Raw genomic sequence first — 19,870 nt, 5'->3', positions numbered from 1 at the left:
TGGCTAGGTCTAAACATGATTTAAATCAGGTTTTCCCCTTCGGCTCCGGCGCGGCCCTCCTTCTCGAAAAGGCGTAAAATAGAGGTGATGAATTTTTGGAATGTGAAGAAGAGGAGGACTTATGCGAACCTCGATTATTGCGCTAATAGCCGCACTGACCCTGGGGATCGGCGAAGCTTCGGCGGCCGTCGCCGATGCCGTGGATAGCAACCGCGATGGCATCATCACCCGCTCGGAATGGCGTGGCACCAGCCAGGCCTTCTATAGCCTCGATCGGAATCAGGACGGAATGTTGTCAGGCACCGAGATCAGCGCCATTTCCGATGACTTCGCCAGCCTCGACCTGAACCGCGACGGCCAGTTGAGCCGAGCCGAATCGAATTTGAGCTATTCGACCTTCATGGGGCGGGATCTCAACCAGGATGGCATGCTGAGCCGCTCGGAATATCTCCAGCAGGCCAGCCCCGGCTACGGCTCGACCTTCGACCGTCTCGACCTGAACGCCGACCGGGTCATCTCGCAATCGGAGTACAACGGGACCACCGCCGCCTTCAACCGGCTCGACGTCAATAGCGATGGCTACCTGACTCGAAACGAGTTCAACCGGACCGTCGTCGCCACCGACGCCTTCGGCCGGATGGACGAGGACCAAAGCAATTCGATCAGCCGCTCGGAATGGACCGGCAGCGACCGGGCCTTCGATCGGATCGATCGGAACAACAACGGGCTCATCAGCCGCGGCGAGTACCGGAACCGGAACAATACCCGCCGGGCCACCTTCGAAGCGATGGACCTCAATAATGACGGCTTTCTATCCTCGAGCGAATGGCGGGGTGACAGCAGCAGCTTCGAGACCATCGACCGCAACGACGACGAATTCCTGTCGCGGTCCGAGATTCAGGCCCGGAGCGGCGTCAGCGTGATCGACGCACTGTTCAATTCGATCATGAATCTCCGCTAAGCCGGAGCTCGTGGACGGCCTAGGACTTCTTGCGAGATCGCGGCGCCGGGGCGCCGTCGCCGGTTTGGCGCGGCTCGACTTCGGTGGCCGGAACCTCGCGGTTGTCGAGCTGGAGGATGTCGTAGGTTTCCTTGCGCTCGGCCGAGTAGAAACTGATCGAGCGGAAGTCGGAGATGTCGACGGTGCTGGGGAAGAAGAGATCGAGGGTCTCGGAATAGCCCATGGCCACCGCCACCGGATACTCGACCATTTCCTTCATCTGGCCGGGCAAGCGGCTCCAGATCGCCGGGTCTTTGATCCGGAGGCTGTTGTAAGCCTTGCGCTTCTGGCCGGTGGCGTCGACGATCTCCCAGCGGTCGCGAAGCGGGTTGAGCTTGAGAATGTCGGTGCCGTTGTTAGTCAGGCCGACGGTCACGATCTTGTAGCCCGGCACCAGGTTGTCGAGGGCCGGCTCGTATTTGGCCTCGATGATGATCCCATGCTGATGGAGCTCGACCCGGGCCGAATTTTTGGGGCCGCTCTCGCGGGCCGAAAAGCAGGCCGTGAGCGCGAGGAAGGTCAGGGCGGGAAGGAAACGGCGGATTTTTTCCATTCCAGGGTCATTTGCGATTTTGCCGGCTTTGTCAAGGGGGCGGGATGCCTTCGCCGGGAGCGGCTTTGGGGGGAAGGACCTTGAAGGGGCCCACTTCCTTGGCGAAGTGGCAAGCCACCCGATGGCCCGGCACCAGCTCTTCCAAGGGAGGCACTTTTTCAGCACAGACTTCCTGAGCATAGGCGCAGCGGGTCCGAAAGACGCAGCCCGAGGGCGGAGCCATCGGCGAGGGCGGATCGCCGCGCAGAATGATCTTCTCCCGCTTGACCCGGGGGTCGGGCACCGGGACCGCCGAGAGCAGGGCGTGGGTGTAGGGGTGATGCGATTCCGAAAGGCGGGAGCTGGGCAGCTCCTCGACCACGTGACCCAAGTACATGACGGCGATGCGTTGGCTCAAGTGGCGCACGACTTTGAGGTCGTGGGCGATGAAAAGGTAGGTCAGGTTCATCTCGCGCTGCAGCGAGGACATCAGATTGATGATCTGGGCCTGGATGCTGACGTCGAGAGCGCTGACCGGCTCGTCGGCCACGATGAGCTTGGGGTAGAGCATCAGGGCCCGGGCGATGCCGATGCGTTGGCGTTGGCCGCCGGAGAACTCGTGGGGATACTTGGCGTAGGCCTCGGGCGGCAGCCCGACTTTTTGGAGCATCTCCAGCACCCGGTCCTTTCGCTTCCCGCCGTTTTCCAGGCCATGGACCACCAGGGGCTCGGTCAGGGTCTGGCCGACCGTCATCCGGGGGTTGAGCGAAGAATAAGGGTCCTGAAAGATCATCTGGAATTTGCGGCGCAGCGGCCGAAGCTGGCGCTCCTTGAGGCGGGTCAGATCCTCGCCGTCGAAGTGGATCGAGCCCGAGCTGGGATGAAGCAGCCGCATGATCAGCCGAGCCAAAGTGGTTTTGCCGCAGCCCGATTCGCCGACCAGCCCCAGGGTTTCGCCTTCTTTGAGGCCGATCGTGACGTCGCTGACCGCATGAACATGGCCGACGGTCCGGCCGAAGAGCCCGCCCCGGACCGGGAATTTTTTGACGATGTTTTTGGCTTCGAGCAGCATATTTAATAATTGAGGCAGCGGACCTCTTGGCCCTCGCCGACATATTTAAAGGGCGGAATCCTTCCCCGGCAAGCCTCGACCGCCCGGGGGCAGCGGGGCGCGAAGCGGCAGCCCGGCGGGATCCGCGAGAGGTCCGGAACCATTCCCTTGATCGTGTGCAGGGACTCGCCGCTGTCCTTGAAGAGCGGCGGAATCGATTGGAGCAGGCCGATGGTGTAGGGATGCTTGGGCTTGCGGAAAAGCCGCTTGGCCGGCGCCCGCTCCACGATCATCCCCGAGTACATGACGATCACGTCGTCGCAGACTTCGGCCACCACGCCCAGGTCGTGGGTGATCAGGATCACCGACATGTGCATCTCGTCGATCAGCTCCTTCATCAATTGGAGAATTTGGGCCTGGATCGTGACGTCGAGCGCGGTGGTCGGCTCGTCGGCGATCAGGATGTCGGGCTTGCAGGAGAGGGCCATGGCGATCATCACCCGTTGGCGCATGCCGCCGCTGAGCTGGTGCGGATAGTCGTGGATCCGCTTCTCGGGATCGGGAATCCGGACCTTGCGCAGCATCTCGATGGCGATTTCCTGGGCTTCCTTCTTGCCGACCCCTTGGTGCAGCCGCACCGCCTCCTCGATTTGGTCGCCGACGGTGAAGACCGGGTTGAGCGAAGTCATCGGCTCCTGGAAGATCATCGCGATCTTATGGCCGCGGATTTTTCGCATTTCCTCGTCGCTCAAGCGGTAGAGGTCGATGCCGCCGGCCTCGGGCAGCTTTTCGGCTTGGACCTCGGCGGTGGGTTCGCGGCGGCTTTGCTCGAGCAGGATCGGGTTGACCGGCGTGGCCTCGCTGGGCTCCTCGCCGCTCTTGGCGATCTCTTCGGGCGACACCCGCGGGGCGCTGAGGCCCGGGACCTCGCCGTGGTAGAAGGCATGGCCCTCGGCGATCTGGCCCGGCTTCTCGATGAGCTTCAACAGCGAAAGGGCGGTGACGGTCTTGCCGCAGCCGGACTCGCCGACCAGCCCTAAGACCTTGCCTTGGTCGAGGTGAAAGCTGATCCCGTCGACCGCCGGCGCCGGCTGGCCCTTGACCGGAAAGGTGATGCGCAGGTTTTTGACTTCGAGAATCTTCGGCATATTTTCTTGTAGGGGCGGGCCTTGCGCCCGCCCGCTTGCGGGGATTCCGTTGGGCATATAGGGCGACCGCGAGGGTCGCCCCTACAATCATTACGTCTTCAACTTCGGATCGACCGCGTCCCTCAGTCCTTCCCCTACCAGATTGAAAGCGGTGATCGTGAGAAAAATCGCGAGTCCCGGGAAGGTGGTCAGCCACCAGGCGACGTCGATCGCGCTCTTGGCTTGGCTGAGCAGCTCGCCCCAGCTCGGAGTCGGCGGCCGCACGCCGAAGCCGAGGAAAGACAAGGAGGACTCGATCAAGATCGCGGCCGCGATGCCGAAGGTGGCGCTGACCAAAACCGGCGCCATCGCGTTGGGCAATAGGTGGCGAAAGAGGATCCGGCGAGTCGGCATGCCTTGGCTCAGGCAGGCGGTGACGAAATCCTGGTTGCGCAATTTGAGGAACTCGCCGCGAGTCAAGCGGGCGATGCCGGTCCAGCCGGTGAGGCCCAGGACGATCATGATGTAGAGCAGATCCTGGCCCAGCACCGCGACTAAGGAGAGGATCAGGAAGAAAGTCGGGAAGCAGATCATGATCTCGATCATGCGCGAGATCCAGAGGTCCCAGCGGCCGCCGAAGTAGCCGGCCAGCGAGCCCAGGAAGATTCCGATGAAAGTGTAGATCGCCACCGCCACCAAGCCGACCGAGAGCGAGATCCGGCTGCCGTGGATCAGCCGGCTCAAGACGTCGCGGCCCTGCTGGTCGGTGCCCAGCCAATGGTAGCGGCTGGGCGGCTCCAGGATCTCCTCCAGGTTGTAGTCATCGGGCGAGTAGGGCACCGGGGCATGGCGGAATTCGGCGCCGTCGGCCTTCCATTTCGCGAAATCGACGTCGCGCAATTCCGGATAGAGGTTGAGCTTGCGAGTGACCCATAGCTTCTGGAGGATCGGGAGATAGACCTTGTCCTGATATTTGACGTAGAAGGGCTCGCTGTTGGCGAGCAGCGGTGCGAGGATCGCCACCGCGACCAGAAAGGCGATGACCACCATACCCAGTCGGTTGAGCGGGCTGCGCTTGAATTGAGTCCAGACCTGGCCCCAATAGCGCGGCGAGGATTCGGCTTCGCTCTCCGGGGTTTCGCCGATCGGAGCCGGTTTTTGCTGGATCGCGGTCACGCTTCTTGCCTCCCTTGGAAGCTGATCCGGGGATCGGCGAAGGCGTAGGCCAAGTCGCTGATCAAGAGGCTCAGCAGGGTGAGGAAGGCCGAGATCGAGGTGATGGCCATGATCGTCGGGTAGTCGCGGGAGCTGATCGCCTCGAAGGCCAGCTTGCCCATCCCGGGAATGCCGAAGATCTGCTCGATGATGACCGAGCCGCCGAGCAGGGCCGGGAGCAAGGTTCCGAGCAGGGTGATCTGGGGGATGAGCGAGTTGCGGAAGGCGTGGCGCCAGATCACCTTCTTCCGGGGCAGGCCTTTGGCCCAGGCGGTTCGGACATAGTCCTGGCGGACGACCTCGAGCATGGTGGTCCGGGAAAAGCGGGTCAGGTAGGCGAAGCTGCCGTAAACCATCGTCAGCACCGGCAGGACCAAGTGCCACAGGATGTTCCCGGCCTTGAGCGGGAAAGGATATTCGTCGGCCCCCTCCGACATGAGGCCGCCCAGCGGAAACCAGTTCAAATGATCGCCGCTCGCGAAATACATCAGCAGCAGGTAGGCCACCCAGAAGCTGGGCAGCGAGTAAAGGACGAAGAGCAGGACCATCAGGGCCTTCTCGCCGAAGGCTTCGCGGTGCATCGCCGAATAAACCCCGAGCGGGATCGAGATCAAATAGGCGACGAAGAACTCGATCAGGTTGAGCGAGAGGGTGATCGGCAGAGCCTCGCGGATCTTGTCGATGACCGGCCGGTGGTCCTTGAAGGAGTTGCCGAAGTTCAGCTGCGCCACGTTGAAGAGCCAGATTTTGAATTGGATCCCGTTTTGGCCCAGCCACTCCAGGGCTTTCCGGGTCGGATAGGGCTTGTCCTGGGGATCGGAGCCGTAGATCCGAGTCGTCACCTCGGCGATGAAATTTTCGTAAGAAGCCGGCAGGTCGACCTTGAGGCCGTAGAGCTTGAGCAGCTCGTCGGTGACTTGCTGGGAAACCGCCGTTTCCTTCAGGCCCTGGGCGGCCTGGAGCTTGAGGGTCACCGGGTTGCCCGGCGCCAGCCGGACGATGACGAAGGTCAGCACCAAAATTCCGAGCAGGGTCGGAATCATCGCGAAGAGCCGCTTGATGACGTAAGCGGTCACGGCGGCCCCTTTCCGACTTTCCATTCCAGGACGTCGACCCCGACCGGATAGATCCGGACGTTTTCGAAGCGCCGGCTCCGGGCCACCAGCGCGGGCCGGGCGTAGAGGAAGGCGTAGGGCTGCTCCTCGTAGATCAGGCGGTGGAAGCGATGATAGAGCCCGGTCCGCCGCTCCTTGTCGAAGGTCCGGCGGGCCTCTTCCAGCAGGCGGTCGGCCTCGCCGTTCTCGAAGCCGACGAAGTTCGAGCCCTTCTCGGCCTGGCTCGAATGCCAAACTTGGTAAGGGTCCTGGTCGAAGCCGAAGCTCCAGGCCAGCGACACCGCATCGAAGTTACGGGTGTTCAGCTGCTGCACGAAAGTCGCCCATTCCATCGTTTGGATCTCCACCTCGATGCCGGCGCCGGCGAAGTCCTTTTTCATGATGGTGGACAGGTTGGTGTAAAACTCCGCCCCCGAGGGAACCAGGAAATTGAAGCGGAAGGGCACGCCGTCCTTGTCCCGAATGCCATCGCCATCGTGATCGATCCATCCGGCCTCGTCGAGGAGTTTTTTGGCCCCGGCCGGGTCGAAGCCGATCTGGGGCAGGCTGGGGTCATACTCATAGCCGAAGATCCAGAAAGGCCCGGTGGTCAGCCGGCCCAGGCCGTACTCCAGGTTTTTCAAGATCGACTCGCGATTGATCAGCATGGCCAAGGCTTTGCGGACCGATCGGTCTTGGAAATAGGGCCGCCGCAGGTTCCAGCCGACGTAGAAATAGGACGGCGTGTAATACTGATGCTTTTCGAAGAGCTGCTTGAAGGCCGGCGTGTCGGTCTGTTTGGACCACTGCTTGGCGTTCAAGCTGTCCATGTCGATCTCGCCTTTCTTCAAGCGCTGGAAGGCGACGACGTCGTCGGGAATGATCTTGAAGATGAGGCGCTTGATGTCGGGAAAGCGCGACCGGTCCCAGTATTCCTCGTTGCGCTCGAGGACGATCCGAGCTCCGGTGTCCCAGCGCTTGAACTTATAAGGCCCGTTGCCGACCGGCGCCCGGCCGGCCGGGTTGGTGTTGAAGTCCTTGCCGTCGTCGAAGATGTGCTTGGGGATCACCGGGATGCCGCCGACGAACTCCATCGCCTTGAAGTAAGGCTGGGCGTAAGTGAAGCGCACCGTGTAGTCGTCGAGCTTTTCGACCTTCTTGATGTCCTTGTAGTAGACCCGGAGGTGGGGCGCGTCGACTTTCTCGTTCATGATCGTTTCGAAGGTGTAGACGACATCCTCGGCGGTGAAGGGCTTGCCGTCATGCCACTTCACGTTCTGGTGGAGCTTGAAAGTGTAGGTCAGCTTGTCGTCGCTGACTTCCCAGGATTTGGCCAGCCGGGGAATGAATTCGAGGGTGCTGTTGTCGCGCTCGATCAAGCTGTCGAAGACGAAGGAGTTGATCCGGCCTTCGTAGGCATCGGTGGCGGTGATCCGGTTGAGCGTGTCGGGCTCGGCGCCGAGATGGTAGATCAGGGTGTAGGGGTCTTTCGGCGCCTCGACCCGGCAGCCCGCAAGCCCGGCCAAACCGGCGAAAATCAAAGCGAATTGGATCCGGAAAATAGCCCGCATGAAGATGGCCAGGGTGAGGCTAAAGCCTCGAAATGTCAACGGTTTTTGGTATCGAAACTCGAGTCGACGTCGCGCGAGGCCGGCGGCCGGAAGGCGACCTGCTGGAGCTGCAAGGTCAGGCTGATCGAGGGCTTGCGAAAGCTCCAAGCGATGCGGTGGGGAAATTCGCGGCCCTCGACCTTCGAGTAATCCGAATAGTCGACGCGGTAGCTCCAGGCTTTTCCCGAGGGCTTGGCCTCGTAGAGACGGAGCTGCGGTCTTTCGGCGTCGACCCGCAGGCTGTCGTCGGGACGAATCACCCAATGGGGCGGCGGCTGGGCCGCCGAGTTTTCGCGCTCGACTTGGAGGATGGGAGAATCCGGCAGCCTCAGCAGGAGGCGGTCGACCAGGTCGTCGACGCTTAGCGGAAGGTGCAGGGCCTTGCGCAGCGCCTGGTCGTCCTGGACGAAGCGCTGGGATCGTCCGCTCCGATTTTCGTAATAGTAGACGCTTTCGCCGTCGGCGACGACCTGGGCAACCTCTTGGCCTAGATCATCCAGGATCCGGAGCGAAAGCCGGTTGGGGGCGGCGACTTCGAGGACGGCGTCGAAGTGGCGGCCTTGCTTGCCGCGCTGGATCCGGGCCTGGGCATAGGCCGAGAGGTATTCGAGGCCGGCTTGCTTGGCGGCAAGCTTGCGGACCGCGAGGCCCACCCGCTCGGCGTGCGCGGTATCGACCGCTTGGCGGTCGGCGGCGGTCCGGGGCGGCGCCTTGGCGCAGCCGGCGAGGAAGGCCGCGACGAATAAGATGGTCATTAACGAACGAAGCATGGTCGCCTTTGTCATTCCTCAGGATGATATTTTAGATTAAATCGGTCCGCCTCCGGCAAGCGAGCTCAATTTCGACCGGATCCGCTTGAGGTCGGCTTGCTCCCGAGCCTCGGGATTCGGCTCGCCGAGAGCGGCGCTGACCGCCGATTCGAAGCAGACCCGGGCCTTGGTCTTGTCGCCCAGGGCCAGGTAGACGTCGCCCATGTGCTCGAGGATGGTCGGCTCCTCGGGTGAAAGCTTGTCGGCCTTTTGCAGGAGCTGGAGGGCTTTTTCGAAATTTCCCAGCTTGTAGTGGGCCCAGGCCAGCGAGTCCATGATGTAGCCGTCCTCGGGCTTGAGCTGGTTGGCCTTGGTCAAGAGCTCGAGGGCCTCTTGCAGCTGGATGCCGCGGTCGGCGTAGGAATATCCGATGTAGTTGAGGGCCGAGGCGTTTTGGGGGTTGAGCTGGAGGACCCGGCGCATCGATTCGATGCTCTTTTCGAAATGGCCCTGCTTGTCGAGCAGGACGCCCTTGCTGAAGAGCAGCCGCTCCTGGTCGGGGAAACGCTTGAGCCCTTGATCGACCGTGGCCACGGCCTTGGGGTAGTTTCCTTCCTTCCCATAAAGGGTGCCGATCATCTCATAGAGCTCGGGCATGTCCTTCCGCTTCTTCAGCGAGCCTTCGAGGTAATGAATGGCCTCGGCATTGCGATCCAGCTCCTGATAGACGAAGGACAGTCGAACCAGCGACTCCTTGTAGAGCTCGGAGCTGGGCGGGACGCTGCGGAAATGTTCCAGCGCCCGGTCGTAATTCTTGCGCTGGGCCTCGAGCAGCCCGAGATAATAGGAAACCCGGTCATTTTGGGGATTGAGCTGGAGCGCCTTGTTGAAGCGGTCGATGGCCTGGTCGAACTCCTTCATCTCGTAATAGATGAGGCCGATGCGAAGCTTGATGGGAATGTCGTGCGGCGCCAGGTGCTCGATCCTCAGCAGGATCTTCAAGGCCTCGGGATATTTCTTTTCGTCGAGATAGAGCTGGGCCAGCGAGGCCAGGGCCTTGATGTCGTCGGGATCCCGCTCCAGGACCTCGCGGAATGCCTGAATGGCCTGGGCCGAGCGGTTGGCTTGGGAGGCGTAAAGGGTGCCCAGGTAATAATAGGCGTCGGCGGCGTCGGGATCGACCTTGAGCAGGCGTTGGACCGTCGCGATGGCTTTTTCGGGATTCTTGCGCAGGGCGTATTCCCGGGACAGCATGGTGTAGCACTCGCTCTCCGAGACTTGAAGGCGGATGCAGGTTTCGTATTCGGCGACCGCCTTATCGCTTTCCTGTTTCACCGAATAGAGCTTGCCGCGCAGCAAGTGGAGGCTGGCGTTGTTGGGGTCGAGCGCCAGCGCCTTGTCGATCTCCAGGCTGGCCTGCTCGAATTGGTTGCCTTGGGCCAAGTTGCGGGCCAGCTCGCCATGGAGGTAGCTGGAGTCCGGATCCTGGTTCATCGCTTTGCGGAGAGAGTCGATGGAAAAAGCTTCTTGGTCCCGCAGCTCGTGAAGCCGGGCGTCGATGTAGTGGAGGGCGCTGTTGCCCTCGGGTTCGATGTCGCCGGAGCTGAAGAGGGGATGTTTGGGCGTGGTGCCGACGGCCAAGCCTGAGCTGGCGTGGGCCTGCGGCTTGGACCCTGTCGCGCAGGCCGCTGCGGAAAGCAGCCCCAAGCCCAGGGCGAAAATGCTCAACGGTCGGCGGAATTTCAAAACCATAAACGTCTTAATCTAATTGAAGCCGAAGCTCCTTCCTACGACAAGTGGGGAACGCGGCGAAAGGGGCTTTTTTTGCCTTATTTTTGCCGCCGGGCGGCTAGAAAGTACTCCTGGTTTCCCTTGTCGCCGGCAATGGCGGCCGCTTCGGAGCCCAGGACCTCCAGGCCGGAAGCCGCGGCGAAGTCGGCCATATCCCGGACGATGGCAAGCCGCAGGGCCTCGTCCCGGACGATGCCCCCCTTGCCGACCTGATCGCGGCCGGCTTCGAATTGGGGCTTCACCAAGAGGACTACGGTCAGGGGACCGGGGCAGGCCTTTAAGACTGGGGGAAGGACGAGTTTAAGCGAAATGAAGGAAACGTCGAAGACCGCGAGCTCAATCGGTTCCGGCAGGTCGGCCGGGCTTAAGTGCCGGACATTGAAGTTTTCCCGTGAAATCACCCGCGGATCGGCCCGCAGCCGGTCGTGGAGCTGGTGGGTTCCGCTGTCGAAGGCATAGACCCGCCGAGCTCCCCGCTGCAGGAGGCAGTCGGTGAAGCCGCCGGTCGAGGCCCCGACGTCGAGGCAGACCCGGCCGGCCGGATCGATGTCGAAGTCTTCCAGGGCCCGGGCCAGCTTGACCCCGCCGCGGCCCACATAGGGATGGTCGGGGCCCTTGACCCGGATCGGCTCCTCGGCGCCGAAGCTTTGGGAGGATTTGTCGATGCGGCGGTCACCGACGTAGACCTGGCCGGCCATCACCAAGGCCTGGGCCCGCTCCCGGCTGGGCGCGAGGCCGAGCTCTACGAGTAATTGGTCGATGCGAATTTTAGGCGTATCCATCCCGGATCATCTTTTCGGTGGTCGCCCAATCGATGCACTTGTCGGTCACCGAGACTCCGTACTTGAGCTGGCTTAAATCCTTGGGAATGCTCTGGTTGCCCTCGGACAAATTGCTCTCGACCATCATCCCGACGATGGAACGGTTGCCGGCCTTCACCTGGGACAGGACCTCGGCGAAGACGCCGGGCTGGCGGCGGTGATCCTTGTTGGAGTTGCCATGGCTGCAATCGACCATGATCGAGGCTCGAAGCCCGGCCTTTTCCAACTCCTGCTTGCAACGGGCGATGCTGGCGGCATCGAAATTGGGCTGGCTGTCGCCGCCCCGCAACACGATGTGGCTGTAGCCGTTGCCCTTGGTCTGAAAGACCGAGATCCGGCCCTCCGGGTCGATGCCCAGGAAAGAGTGGGGCGCCAGCGCCGATTTCATGGCGTTGATCGCGACTTGGATATTGCCGTCGGTGCCGTTCTTGAAGCCCACCGGCATGGAGAGGCCGCTGGCCATCTCGCGGTGAGTTTGAGACTCGGTGGTTCGGGCGCCGATGGCTGACCAAGAGATCAGCTCCGAGAGGTACTGGGGCACGATGGGGTCCAGGGCCTCGGTGGCCGTGGGCAGGCCCATCTCGGTGAGCTGGACCAGGAGCTTGCGGGCGATCTTGATCCCCTCCTCGATGTGAAAGGAGTCGTCCATGAAGGGGTCGTTGATCAGGCCTTTCCAGCCGACGGTGGTGCGGGGTTTTTCGAAGTAAACCCGCATGACCAGGAGGAATTTATCCTGGACCTCCTCGGACAGCTTTTTCAGCTTTTCGGCGTATTCCAGGGCGGCCTGGGTGTCGTGGATCGAGCAGGGGCCGATCACGACGAACAGGCGGGAGTCCTTGCCGTCGAGGATATTTCGGATGATTTCCCGGCCTTGAGCCACCACTTGGCGCGATTTTTCCGAAACCGGGAGCTGGGCTTGAACTTGCTTGGGCGTCGGCAGCAGGCTGTAGCCGGCCACATTGACGTTGACTAGATTGATTTCGCTCATATTTTCGATCCTAACGTCCGAAAAAGCCTGCCGACAAGGGATTTTCGTCCCTTGACGCACCTTGGCCGGGACCGTCAGCCGATATTGCCAATAGAAGCCGCCGCCATCTTGACTTAGCTGGGCTCCGGCTTAACTGTGTTGATCGAGGTGTTTATGGACAACCCGGAAGTGACCCCCCTACCGAATTTCCAAGAAGAGCTGGCCAAAAAGGTTCTGGCCGATGTCGGCTTGAAGCGCCTGGCCCATTTGCCTTTCCTGACTCTCTTCTACCTCCACTTCCAGCACAACCTGGTGACGACGCCGGTGACCGCCCTCGAGCTGGCCGCTTATCTCGGCGTCGACGTCAAGGTCTCCGAAGGCATCCTCGAGTATTTGAAGGAAACCGGCGTCGTCCGCGAATTCAAGCGGGATCTGCCGGCTTACACCTTGCAAAAGGAGCTGCATGAATTGAAGGTGATCGAGTTGCTCCCGCTGCTCAGCCGCTTCGCCGAGCTCTGCCAGGCGATCGATCCCGCCGCCACCGCCGCCCAAGTGGCCGAGGCCGACGAGAAATACCGCCGGATCTACTCCGAGCTGGCCAGCGAGATCCTCCAGCTCTTCGGCAAGCAGCCGGTCAACGAGCTGCCGATTTAGTAGGGGCGGGCCTCGCGCCCGCCCGCGCTACGTACGTTGTTGGGTAGACTGGGCGACCGCAAGGGTCGCCCCTACGAGAGGGCATTTTCAATCCTAGCCAAAGCCCTCTCCCTCCCCAACACCGCCACCACGTCGAAGATTCCCGGGCTGATCGTCGATCCGGTGAGAGCCGAGCGCAGCGGTTGAGCGACCTTGCCGAGCTTGAGCGAATTCTTCTCGGCGAATTGATTGAGGGCCGCCGCCACCGAGTCGTGGCTGTAATCCTCCAGCGCCGTCAAGACCGACTTCAGCTGATCGAGGATCTGTTTGCCGGCCTCGTCGAGCCCTTTCTTGCGAGCCTCTTCCACGATCTCGATCTTCTCCCGGAAATAAAAATCGGCCATCTCGGCCAGCTCGACCAAGGTCTTCACCTTCTCCTGGCAAGAGGCCAGGGCTTTGGCGGCATACTTTTCATCCTCGATCTTCAAGCCGCGCTTTTCCAAAAAGGGCCGGGTCGCCGCCAGGAGCTTCTCCGGCGCATAGGCCCGGATCCACAGGCCGTTGAGCCAAATTAGCTTTTCGGGGTTGAAGACCGCCGCCGATTTGCCGACCGCGGCGATGTCGAAGATCTCGACCAGCCGCTCCAAGGAAAAGACCTCTTCGTCGCCGTGGGCCCAGCCCAGCCGGACCAGGTAGTTGAGCATCGCTTCGGGCAAATAGCCCTGTTCCTGGTAGGCCAGGACGCTGGTGGCGCCATGGCGCTTGCTGAGGCGGGTCTTGTCGGCGCCCAGGATCATCGGGACATGGGCGAAGGCCGGCGTCGGATAGTTGAAGGCCCGGTAGAGCTGGATCTGGCGCGGCGTGTTGTTGAGGTGGTCGTCGCCCCGGAAGACATGGGTGATCTCCATCGTCACGTCGTCGACGACCACGACGAAGTTATAAGTCGGGGTGCCGTCGGTCCGGGCGATGATCAGGTCGTCGAGCTCGGAGTTCTCGAATTCGACCCGGCCCTTGATCAGATCCTCGACCACGGTCTTGCCCTCGTCCTCGGAGCGGAAGCGGATGCAGTGGGGCCGGCCATCCTGGGCCGCGACCTCGGGCGGAATCGGCCGGCAAGTTCCGTCGTACTTGGGCTTGCGGCCTTCCTTCATCGCGGCCTGGCGCTTCTCCTCGATCAGCTCCGGCGGGCAGAAGCAGCGGTAGGCCTTGCCCTCGTCGAGCAGCCGCTTGAGGTGAGCTTGGTGGATGTCGCTGCGCTGCATCTGGAAATAGGGCCCCTCGTCGTAACTCAGGCCCAGCCAATCCATCGCCTGCAAGATCGATTGGATGTACTCCTCGGTGCTCCGTTCGACGTCGGTGTCCTCGATCCGGAGAATGAATTTCCCGCCGGTCTTCTTGGCCATCAAGTAATTGTAAAGCGCGGTCCGGGCGCCGCCGATGTGGAGGTGGCCGGTGGGCGAGGGGGCGAAGCGGTAACGGTTCATCGGATGGGACTAACTTAGGGCTCCCGGCCCCGGCAAGGTGAAATTGGCTAGCTCACGACGATGCCGGCATAGCCGACGACGCCGGAGTAATCGCCGGTCACGTCGCCGCTGGTGGCGTGTTTGACCAATTCGGCCCGGGTGGCCCCCAGCTTCTTGGCCGCGGCCAGCATGCAAGTGGCGGGGATGATCCCGCACATCGAAATACGCTCCTCGTGGACGGTCCGGTAGAGCCGCTCCGGGTCGAGCGAAAGGACGGCGTCGATGGCCTGTTGGTCCTTGAGCAGGGTCCGCTCCTGGGACTCATAGTGGTTCATGTCGCTGGAGGCCACGATCAAGATCTTCTCCTCGCTCTCGCCGATCGCCTGGGCCAGCCCCTCGCCCAAGCTCAAGCATTCGCCGAGGCGGAAATGGGAAAGACAGAGCGGCACGAAGCTGAAGCCGGGATGGGCGACTTGGAGAAAGGGAAGCTGCACCTCCAGCGCGTGCTCCCGGCGGTGGGCGGCTGAGTCCTCTTCCAGCCAGGGAACTAGCTCGACCAGCCGGCGGGCGAGATGGGCGTCGATCGGCGCCTCACCGAGCGGTGTCAGCCAGGAGCCGTATTGGTTGATGGCGGCGTAAGCTCCATGGCCGGTGTGATTGGGGCAGAGGACGATCAGCTTGTCCGGGATCTCGATCCGCGAGAGGACCGCGCCGGCGACCTGGCCCGAGTACATGTAGCCGGCGTGGGGTGAAACGACGCCGATAGCCTCCGTCTTGGCGGCCGCAGGCTGGAGGTAATGCTCGACCTCTTGGCGCAATCGCGAGGGATTGGCCGGGTAGAAGGTCCCAGCAACGGCGGGTTCGCGCATCATGGTGTGGATATTCTATTCAACTGTCATCCTGAGCGCTAGCGAAGGATCTGCGACTGCCTTGGGTGGTAAGGATCCTTCGGCCCCTTCGTGGCCTCAGGATTACAGGGACAAGGCTATTGGGATTGGCAAGGACTTTGCTTTTCAGGAAGGGAAATTCCGACGAAAGGATTTCCCATGTCTTCCCAGATTCCGTCCCATCCGGTTTACCGCTCCGGCGAACGCTGGAAATACAAGGCTCCGCCGGGGCAGGAGGATTCCCGTTTGGTGGTCTTGGGCGCCGAAAAGGACGGGGCCTGCGGCTGGATCATCCATATTTCGGTCGAAGGGCTCCGACTTCCGGCCCCGCGCCATCCCGATGGGGTCGTGACCGAGATCATGCATTTTCCGGTTTCGCTGGTGAGCTTCGAGCAAGCCTTGATCGCCGAAGACAAAGCCGCCTTCGCCCCGGTGGCCTACAACAAGGGTTACGAAGCCTGGCGTGAAAACCAAGGCGGAGTTTGGAGCGTGCCGATCGCATCCTTGGTGAAGTCGATCGCTGGATTTTATTCCGATGAAGATTAGCGCTTGCTGCGGTCGATGCCGCCGCCGAGCCAGGGCATCATGCCCCGAAGCTTGGCGCCGACCTGCTCGATCGGGTGGTTCTCGCCCTTCTTGCGGAGGACGTTCATGTTGGGCGCGCCCTTTTCCTTCTCCTCGATGTACTCCTTGGCGAAGGCGCCGGATTGGATCTCGCCCAGGATCTTCTCCATCTCGTGGCGAGCCTTGCTGTCGATGATGCGGGGGCCGCGGGTCAGGTCGCCGTACTCGGCGGTGTCGGAGATCGAATAGCGCATGTTGGCGATGCCGCCGGCGTAGATCAGGTCGACGATCAGCTTCACCTCGTGGAGGCATTCGAAATAGGCGACCTCCGGCTGGTAGCCGGCATTGATCAGGGTCTCGAAGCCGTTCTGGATCAGGGCGGTGAGACCGCCGCAGAGCACGACCTGCTCGCCGAAGAGATCGGTTTCGCACTCTTCCTTGAAAGTCGTCTCGATGACGCCGGCTCGGGTGCCGCCGATGCCCATGGCGTAGGCCAAGCCGATGTCTTTGGCCTTGCCGGTGGCGTTCTGCTCGACCGCGATGAGGCAGGGGACGCCCTTGCCTTCTTTATATTGATCGCGGACCAGGTGGCCGGGGCCCTTGGGCGCGATCAGGATCACGTCGAGGTCGGGGCGGGGGACGATCCGCTTGAAATGGATGTTGAAGCCGTGGGCGAAGAAGAGGGCGGCGCCCTTCTTGAGGTTGTCCTTGAGGTGCTTGTCGTAGAGCTCTTTCTGGGACTCGTCGGGCACGACGATCATGGCCACGTCGGCCCACTTGGCGGCCTCGCTGTTGTCGGTGAAGACTTCGAGGCCGTAGTTCTTGGCCTTCTCGATGCCGGCGCTGCCGGCGCGGAGCGAAACCCGGACGTTGAGGCCGCTGTCCTTCAAATTGACCGCATGGGCATGGCCCTGAGAGCCGAAACCGAAGATCACGATGTTTTTGCCCTGCAGCGGGGCTAGGCTGGCGTCTTTGTCGTAGTAAACCGTGGCCATAAATACTCCTATTGCAATCGCAAATTCTGCGAATTTGCTGCACGATCCGGCCAAGCCGGACCTTGCGGCGAAATGAGGAAAAGGCGGTAACACAGGGCTTCGGGAGGGGTCAACGGCCAAATCCTTTCCCCTTGACCCGCCCCGGAGGGCGGCATAAATCCCCAACATGTCGCGATTTATCCACGATTTGAAGCGCACCCATCACTGCAACGCTCTGACCGCTGCCAACCTCGGGCAGGAGGTCGTCCTCTTCGGCTGGGTGGCGGTGCGCCGCGACCACGGCGGCGTCCTCTTCGTCGATTTGCGCGATCGCAACGGCGTGACCCAGGTGGTTTTCAATCCGGAGACCAATTCCAAGGTTCACGAGTTGGCCCATCATCTCCGCTCCGAGTATTGCCTCGGCGTTCGCGGCAAGGTCGCTCGCCGGCCCGAAGGCATGGCCAACCCCAAGCTCCACACCGGCGAGATCGAGGTCTTGGCCGAGGAATTCGAAGTTTTCAATCCTTCGAAGCCGCTGCCCTTCCAAATCGAAGATCAGGTCGAGGTCAGCGAGGAGCTTCGCCTCCAATACCGTTACTTGGATTTGCGCCGGGCCCCGATGCAGCGCAATTTTCAACTCCGGCACAAGGTCGCCATGGCGGCCCGCAATTACCTTTCGGACAACGGCTTCCTCGAGATCGAGACGCCCTTCCTGACCAAGAGCACGCCCGAGGGGGCCCGCGACTTTTTGGTGCCCTCGCGGATTCACCACGGCCAGTTCTACGCGCTGCCCCAGTCGCCCCAGCTCTTCAAGCAATTGCTGATGATGTCGGGGATGGAGCGCTACTTCCAGATCGCCCGCTGTTTCCGGGACGAGGATCTCCGGGCCGACCGCCAGCCCGAGTTCACCCAGATCGACATCGAGATGAGCTACGTCAACCAAGAGGACGTGATCCAAACGATGGAAGGCTTGGTGAAGGCGATGTGGAAGGAAGGGCTGGGCGTCGACGTGCCGATGCCGATTCCGCGGCTCTCCTACGACGAGTCGATGGCCCGCTTCGGCCTCGATGCGCCGGATATGCGCTTCGGCTTGGAACTGCAGGACGTCGGCGAGATCTTCAAGGGAACCTCTTTTAAGGTTTTCGCCGACACCGTGAACAAGGGCGGCATGATCAAGGCGATCAATGCCAAGGGCAAGGCCGACCTGTCGCGGAGCGAGATCGACGAGCTGACCAAATTCGTCGGCATCTACGGTGCCAAGGGATTGGCCTGGATCAAGGTCCTGGAGACCGAATGGCAATCGCCGATCGTGAAGTTCTTCAGCGAAGCCGAGAAAGAAGCGCTCCGGAAGCAGCTCGACATGCAGATCGGCGACCTGGTCATGTTCGTCGCCGACAAGCCCAAGGTGGTCAACGACGCGCTGGGCAACCTCCGCGAGCACCTCGGCGCCAAGCTGGGCTTGATCGACGAGAAGCAATTGGCCTTCGTCTGGATCTACGATTTCCCGATGTTCGAGTACGACGAGAAGGAGGCCCGGCCGGCGGCGGTCCACCATCCCTTCACCTCGCCCCGAGCCGAGGATTGGGACAGCTTGGCGACCGATCCCTACAAGGCCCGGACCCAGGCCTACGACTTGGTGTTGAACGGCCATGAGATCGGCGGCGGTTCGATCCGGATCCACGATCCCAAACGCCAGGCCCAGATCTTCGACATCCTCAAGATCGACCTCGAGGAGGCCAAGAAGAAATTCGGCTTCCTGCTCGAAGCCCTGGAATACGGCGCTCCGCCCCACGGCGGCATCGCCTTCGGCTTGGATCGCTTGATCATGATCATGACCGGGGCGCCTTCGATCCGCGACGTCATCGCCTTCCCCAAGACCCAGAAGGGGACCTGCCCGCTCTCGGAGGCGCCGAGCCACGTTTCGGCGACCCAGCTCCTGGAGCTGGGAATCCGGGTCGAGGCCAAGAAATAATTCCTCAACCTTTGCGCCGATTTATGGAAGAATCGCGCGGTGGACTTCGACCTCATCGTCATCGGCGGCGGCGTCAACGGCTGCGGGATCGCCCGCGACGCGGCGATGCGCGGCTTCAAGACCGCGCTGATCGAGAAGAACGATTTCGGCTCCGGCACCACCGGCGCCTCTTCCCAGATGATCCACGGCGGCGCCCGCTACCTCTTGAGCGACGTCAAGACGACCCGGCTCTCCTCGATCGACAGCGGCTACATCCAGAAGATCGTGCCCCACCTGCTTTTCCGGATCCCCTTTCTCTTTCCGGTCCTGCGCAAGCCCGGGAAATCGGAGTTCGCCCGCAAAATTTACCTCGAAGCCCTCGAAGCCTATTTCGAGGCCTATGACAAATACAGCGCCTTGAAGAACGGCAAGCCCCACACCCGGCTTAGCCCCGAAGAAGCGCACTCCTTGGAGCCGGATCTGGTCGACGGCTTGATCGGCGCCGTCACCTTCGACGAATGGGGCATCGACAGCTTTCGGCTTTGCCTGGCCAACGTTCTGTCGGCGGCGGAGCACGGCTGCGAGGCCTTCAACCACACCGAGGTGACCGAAATTCTCAAGGAAGGAGGGAGGGTGGTCGGCGCGCGGGTTCGCGACGCGATCAGCGGCGAGCGCCGGGAGCTGCGGGCCAAGCTCGTGTTCAACGCCGCCGGGCCCTGGGTTCCGCGCTTGGCCGAGATGGCCGGCGTGGAGATCAAGCTCCGCCCGGCCAAGGGCGTTCACCTGGTCATCGACCGGCGGATCAGCAACTACGCCATCATGGCCACCGCCATCGACGGCCGCAGCATCTTCATGATGCCTTACCAAAACACCACCGTGGTCGGCACCACCGATGACGATTACTTCGGCGATCCCGACGAGATTCCGATCCTCGAGGACGAGGTCGAATATCTCTTGGATGGAATCGAACAGGTCTTTCCCCGCATTCGCCAGGCTCGGATCATCAATGCCTGGGCCGGAGTGCGGCCCACCCTCTACCGTCGCGACGCTTATGAAGACGACCTCAGCCGGGAACACGCCATTTTCGATCATGAGTTCCGCGATAAATTGCCCGGTTTCCTTTCGATCGCCGGCGGCAAGCTGGCGAGCTACCGCCTGATGGCCCAAGAAGCCGTGGATGCGGTCTGCCACAAGCTGGGGCGAATCTCGCCCTGCCGCACCCATCAAGTGCCCTTGCCCGGCGGCGAGCGAAGCGTCGATCCCGAGGCCTTGGCCAAGGAATTCGGAGTGCCGCTCTTCGCGGTCAATCGCCTGGTCTATCGCCATGGCGCCCGAGCCCTTCGCATCCTGGAGCAGGCCCGGGAGCGGCCGGCGATGGGCAACTTGATCTGCCAATGCGAGCCGGTGCTGGAATGCGAGCTGCGCTACGCGGTCCGCCACG

The 19,870-nt window shown here is 61.9% G+C and carries 18 protein-coding genes; 5 read left to right on the top strand and 13 right to left on the bottom strand.

The features are described 5' to 3' along the window. Positions 1–121 precede the first annotated feature (121 nt). On the top strand, positions 122–961 hold the full coding sequence (locus tag VJR29_05490; protein ID HKY62856.1) for a hypothetical protein: 840 nt from the start codon (positions 122–124) through the stop codon (positions 959–961). Between the two features lie 19 nt (positions 962–980). Here VJR29_05490 and VJR29_05485 read toward each other — a convergent pair whose 3' ends face one another. From VJR29_05485 to VJR29_05440, 10 genes are all read right to left on the bottom strand, one after another. Beyond that, on the bottom strand, positions 981–1,553 hold the full coding sequence (locus VJR29_05485) for a hypothetical protein (GenBank protein ID HKY62855.1): 573 nt from the start codon (positions 1,551–1,553) through the stop codon (positions 981–983). Positions 1,554–1,584: 31 nt separating this feature from the next. Next, the gene (locus tag VJR29_05480) at positions 1,585–2,604 is read right to left on the bottom strand and encodes an oligopeptide/dipeptide ABC transporter ATP-binding protein (GenBank protein ID HKY62854.1); all 1,020 of its coding nucleotides are present in this window, start codon (positions 2,602–2,604) and stop codon (positions 1,585–1,587) included. A gap of 2 nt (positions 2,605–2,606) precedes the next feature. Then, complete coding sequence (locus VJR29_05475) at positions 2,607–3,731, bottom strand: ABC transporter ATP-binding protein (GenBank protein ID HKY62853.1); 1,125 nt, start codon at positions 3,729–3,731, stop codon at positions 2,607–2,609. A 90-nt stretch (positions 3,732–3,821) separates the two neighbouring features. Further along, positions 3,822–4,886: an ABC transporter permease gene (locus tag VJR29_05470; GenBank protein ID HKY62852.1), complete on the bottom strand. Its 1,065-nt coding sequence runs from the start codon at positions 4,884–4,886 to the stop codon at positions 3,822–3,824. Continuing rightward, the gene (locus VJR29_05465) at positions 4,883–6,001 is read right to left on the bottom strand and encodes an ABC transporter permease (GenBank protein HKY62851.1); all 1,119 of its coding nucleotides are present in this window, start codon (positions 5,999–6,001) and stop codon (positions 4,883–4,885) included. The genes VJR29_05470 and VJR29_05465 overlap by 4 nt, the downstream gene beginning before the upstream one ends. Further along, on the bottom strand, positions 5,998–7,590 hold the full coding sequence (locus VJR29_05460; GenBank protein ID HKY62850.1) for a peptide-binding protein: 1,593 nt from the start codon (positions 7,588–7,590) through the stop codon (positions 5,998–6,000). The genes VJR29_05465 and VJR29_05460 overlap by 4 nt, the downstream gene beginning before the upstream one ends. A 35-nt stretch (positions 7,591–7,625) precedes the next feature. Continuing rightward, positions 7,626–8,399 (bottom strand): DUF4292 domain-containing protein, encoded by a 774-nt coding sequence (locus VJR29_05455; GenBank protein ID HKY62849.1) that lies wholly within the window; start codon positions 8,397–8,399, stop codon positions 7,626–7,628. Positions 8,400–8,435: 36 nt separating this feature from the next. Further along, a complete protein-coding gene (locus VJR29_05450) occupies positions 8,436–10,124 on the bottom strand; it encodes a tetratricopeptide repeat protein (protein ID HKY62848.1) in 1,689 nt (562 codons plus the stop codon). A gap of 83 nt (positions 10,125–10,207) precedes the next feature. Further along, positions 10,208–10,951, bottom strand: a complete 744-nt coding sequence (locus tag VJR29_05445) for a TlyA family RNA methyltransferase (protein HKY62847.1) — start codon at positions 10,949–10,951, stop codon at positions 10,208–10,210. Next, the gene (locus tag VJR29_05440; protein HKY62846.1) at positions 10,938–11,978 is read right to left on the bottom strand and encodes a 3-deoxy-7-phosphoheptulonate synthase; all 1,041 of its coding nucleotides are present in this window, start codon (positions 11,976–11,978) and stop codon (positions 10,938–10,940) included. The genes VJR29_05445 and VJR29_05440 overlap by 14 nt, the downstream gene beginning before the upstream one ends. 153 nt (positions 11,979–12,131) lie before the next feature. Between VJR29_05440 and VJR29_05435 the strand changes: the two genes are divergently transcribed. Further along, positions 12,132–12,611 (top strand): hypothetical protein, encoded by a 480-nt coding sequence (locus tag VJR29_05435; GenBank protein ID HKY62845.1) that lies wholly within the window; start codon positions 12,132–12,134, stop codon positions 12,609–12,611. Between the two features lie 71 nt (positions 12,612–12,682). Here VJR29_05435 and gltX read toward each other — a convergent pair whose 3' ends face one another. Next, on the bottom strand, positions 12,683–14,074 hold the full coding sequence (gltX, locus tag VJR29_05430; GenBank protein HKY62844.1) for a glutamate--tRNA ligase: 1,392 nt from the start codon (positions 14,072–14,074) through the stop codon (positions 12,683–12,685). Positions 14,075–14,121: 47 nt separating this feature from the next. Then, entirely contained in the window at positions 14,122–14,925 is an 804-nt protein-coding gene (gene amrB / locus VJR29_05425) for an AmmeMemoRadiSam system protein B (protein HKY62843.1), read from the bottom strand. Positions 14,926–15,099: 174 nt separating this feature from the next. Here amrB and VJR29_05420 point away from each other — a divergent pair, with 174 nt between their 5' ends. Beyond that, positions 15,100–15,486 carry a hypothetical protein gene (locus VJR29_05420; GenBank protein HKY62842.1) on the top strand — a complete coding sequence of 129 codons (387 nt, stop codon included), beginning with the start codon at positions 15,100–15,102 and terminating at the stop codon, positions 15,484–15,486. Here the strand turns inward: VJR29_05420 and ilvC are convergent. Further along, complete coding sequence (gene ilvC, locus VJR29_05415) at positions 15,483–16,499, bottom strand: ketol-acid reductoisomerase (GenBank protein ID HKY62841.1); 1,017 nt, start codon at positions 16,497–16,499, stop codon at positions 15,483–15,485. The genes VJR29_05420 and ilvC overlap by 4 nt on opposite strands. A gap of 166 nt (positions 16,500–16,665) precedes the next feature. Between ilvC and aspS the strand changes: the two genes are divergently transcribed. Beyond that, positions 16,666–18,450: an aspartate--tRNA ligase gene (gene aspS, locus VJR29_05410; protein HKY62840.1), complete on the top strand. Its 1,785-nt coding sequence runs from the start codon at positions 16,666–16,668 to the stop codon at positions 18,448–18,450. Between the two features lie 39 nt (positions 18,451–18,489). Then, a partial coding sequence (locus tag VJR29_05405; GenBank protein ID HKY62839.1) for a glycerol-3-phosphate dehydrogenase/oxidase occupies positions 18,490–19,870 on the top strand: 1,381 nt, incomplete at its 3' end.

This window comes from bacterium, assembly GCA_035281585.1.
GTDB lineage: Bacteria > UBA10199 > UBA10199 > DSSB01 > DSSB01 > DATEDP01.
Note: the sequence above shows the minus strand (reverse complement) of the source record. Positions and strands in the feature narration are given on the sequence as shown.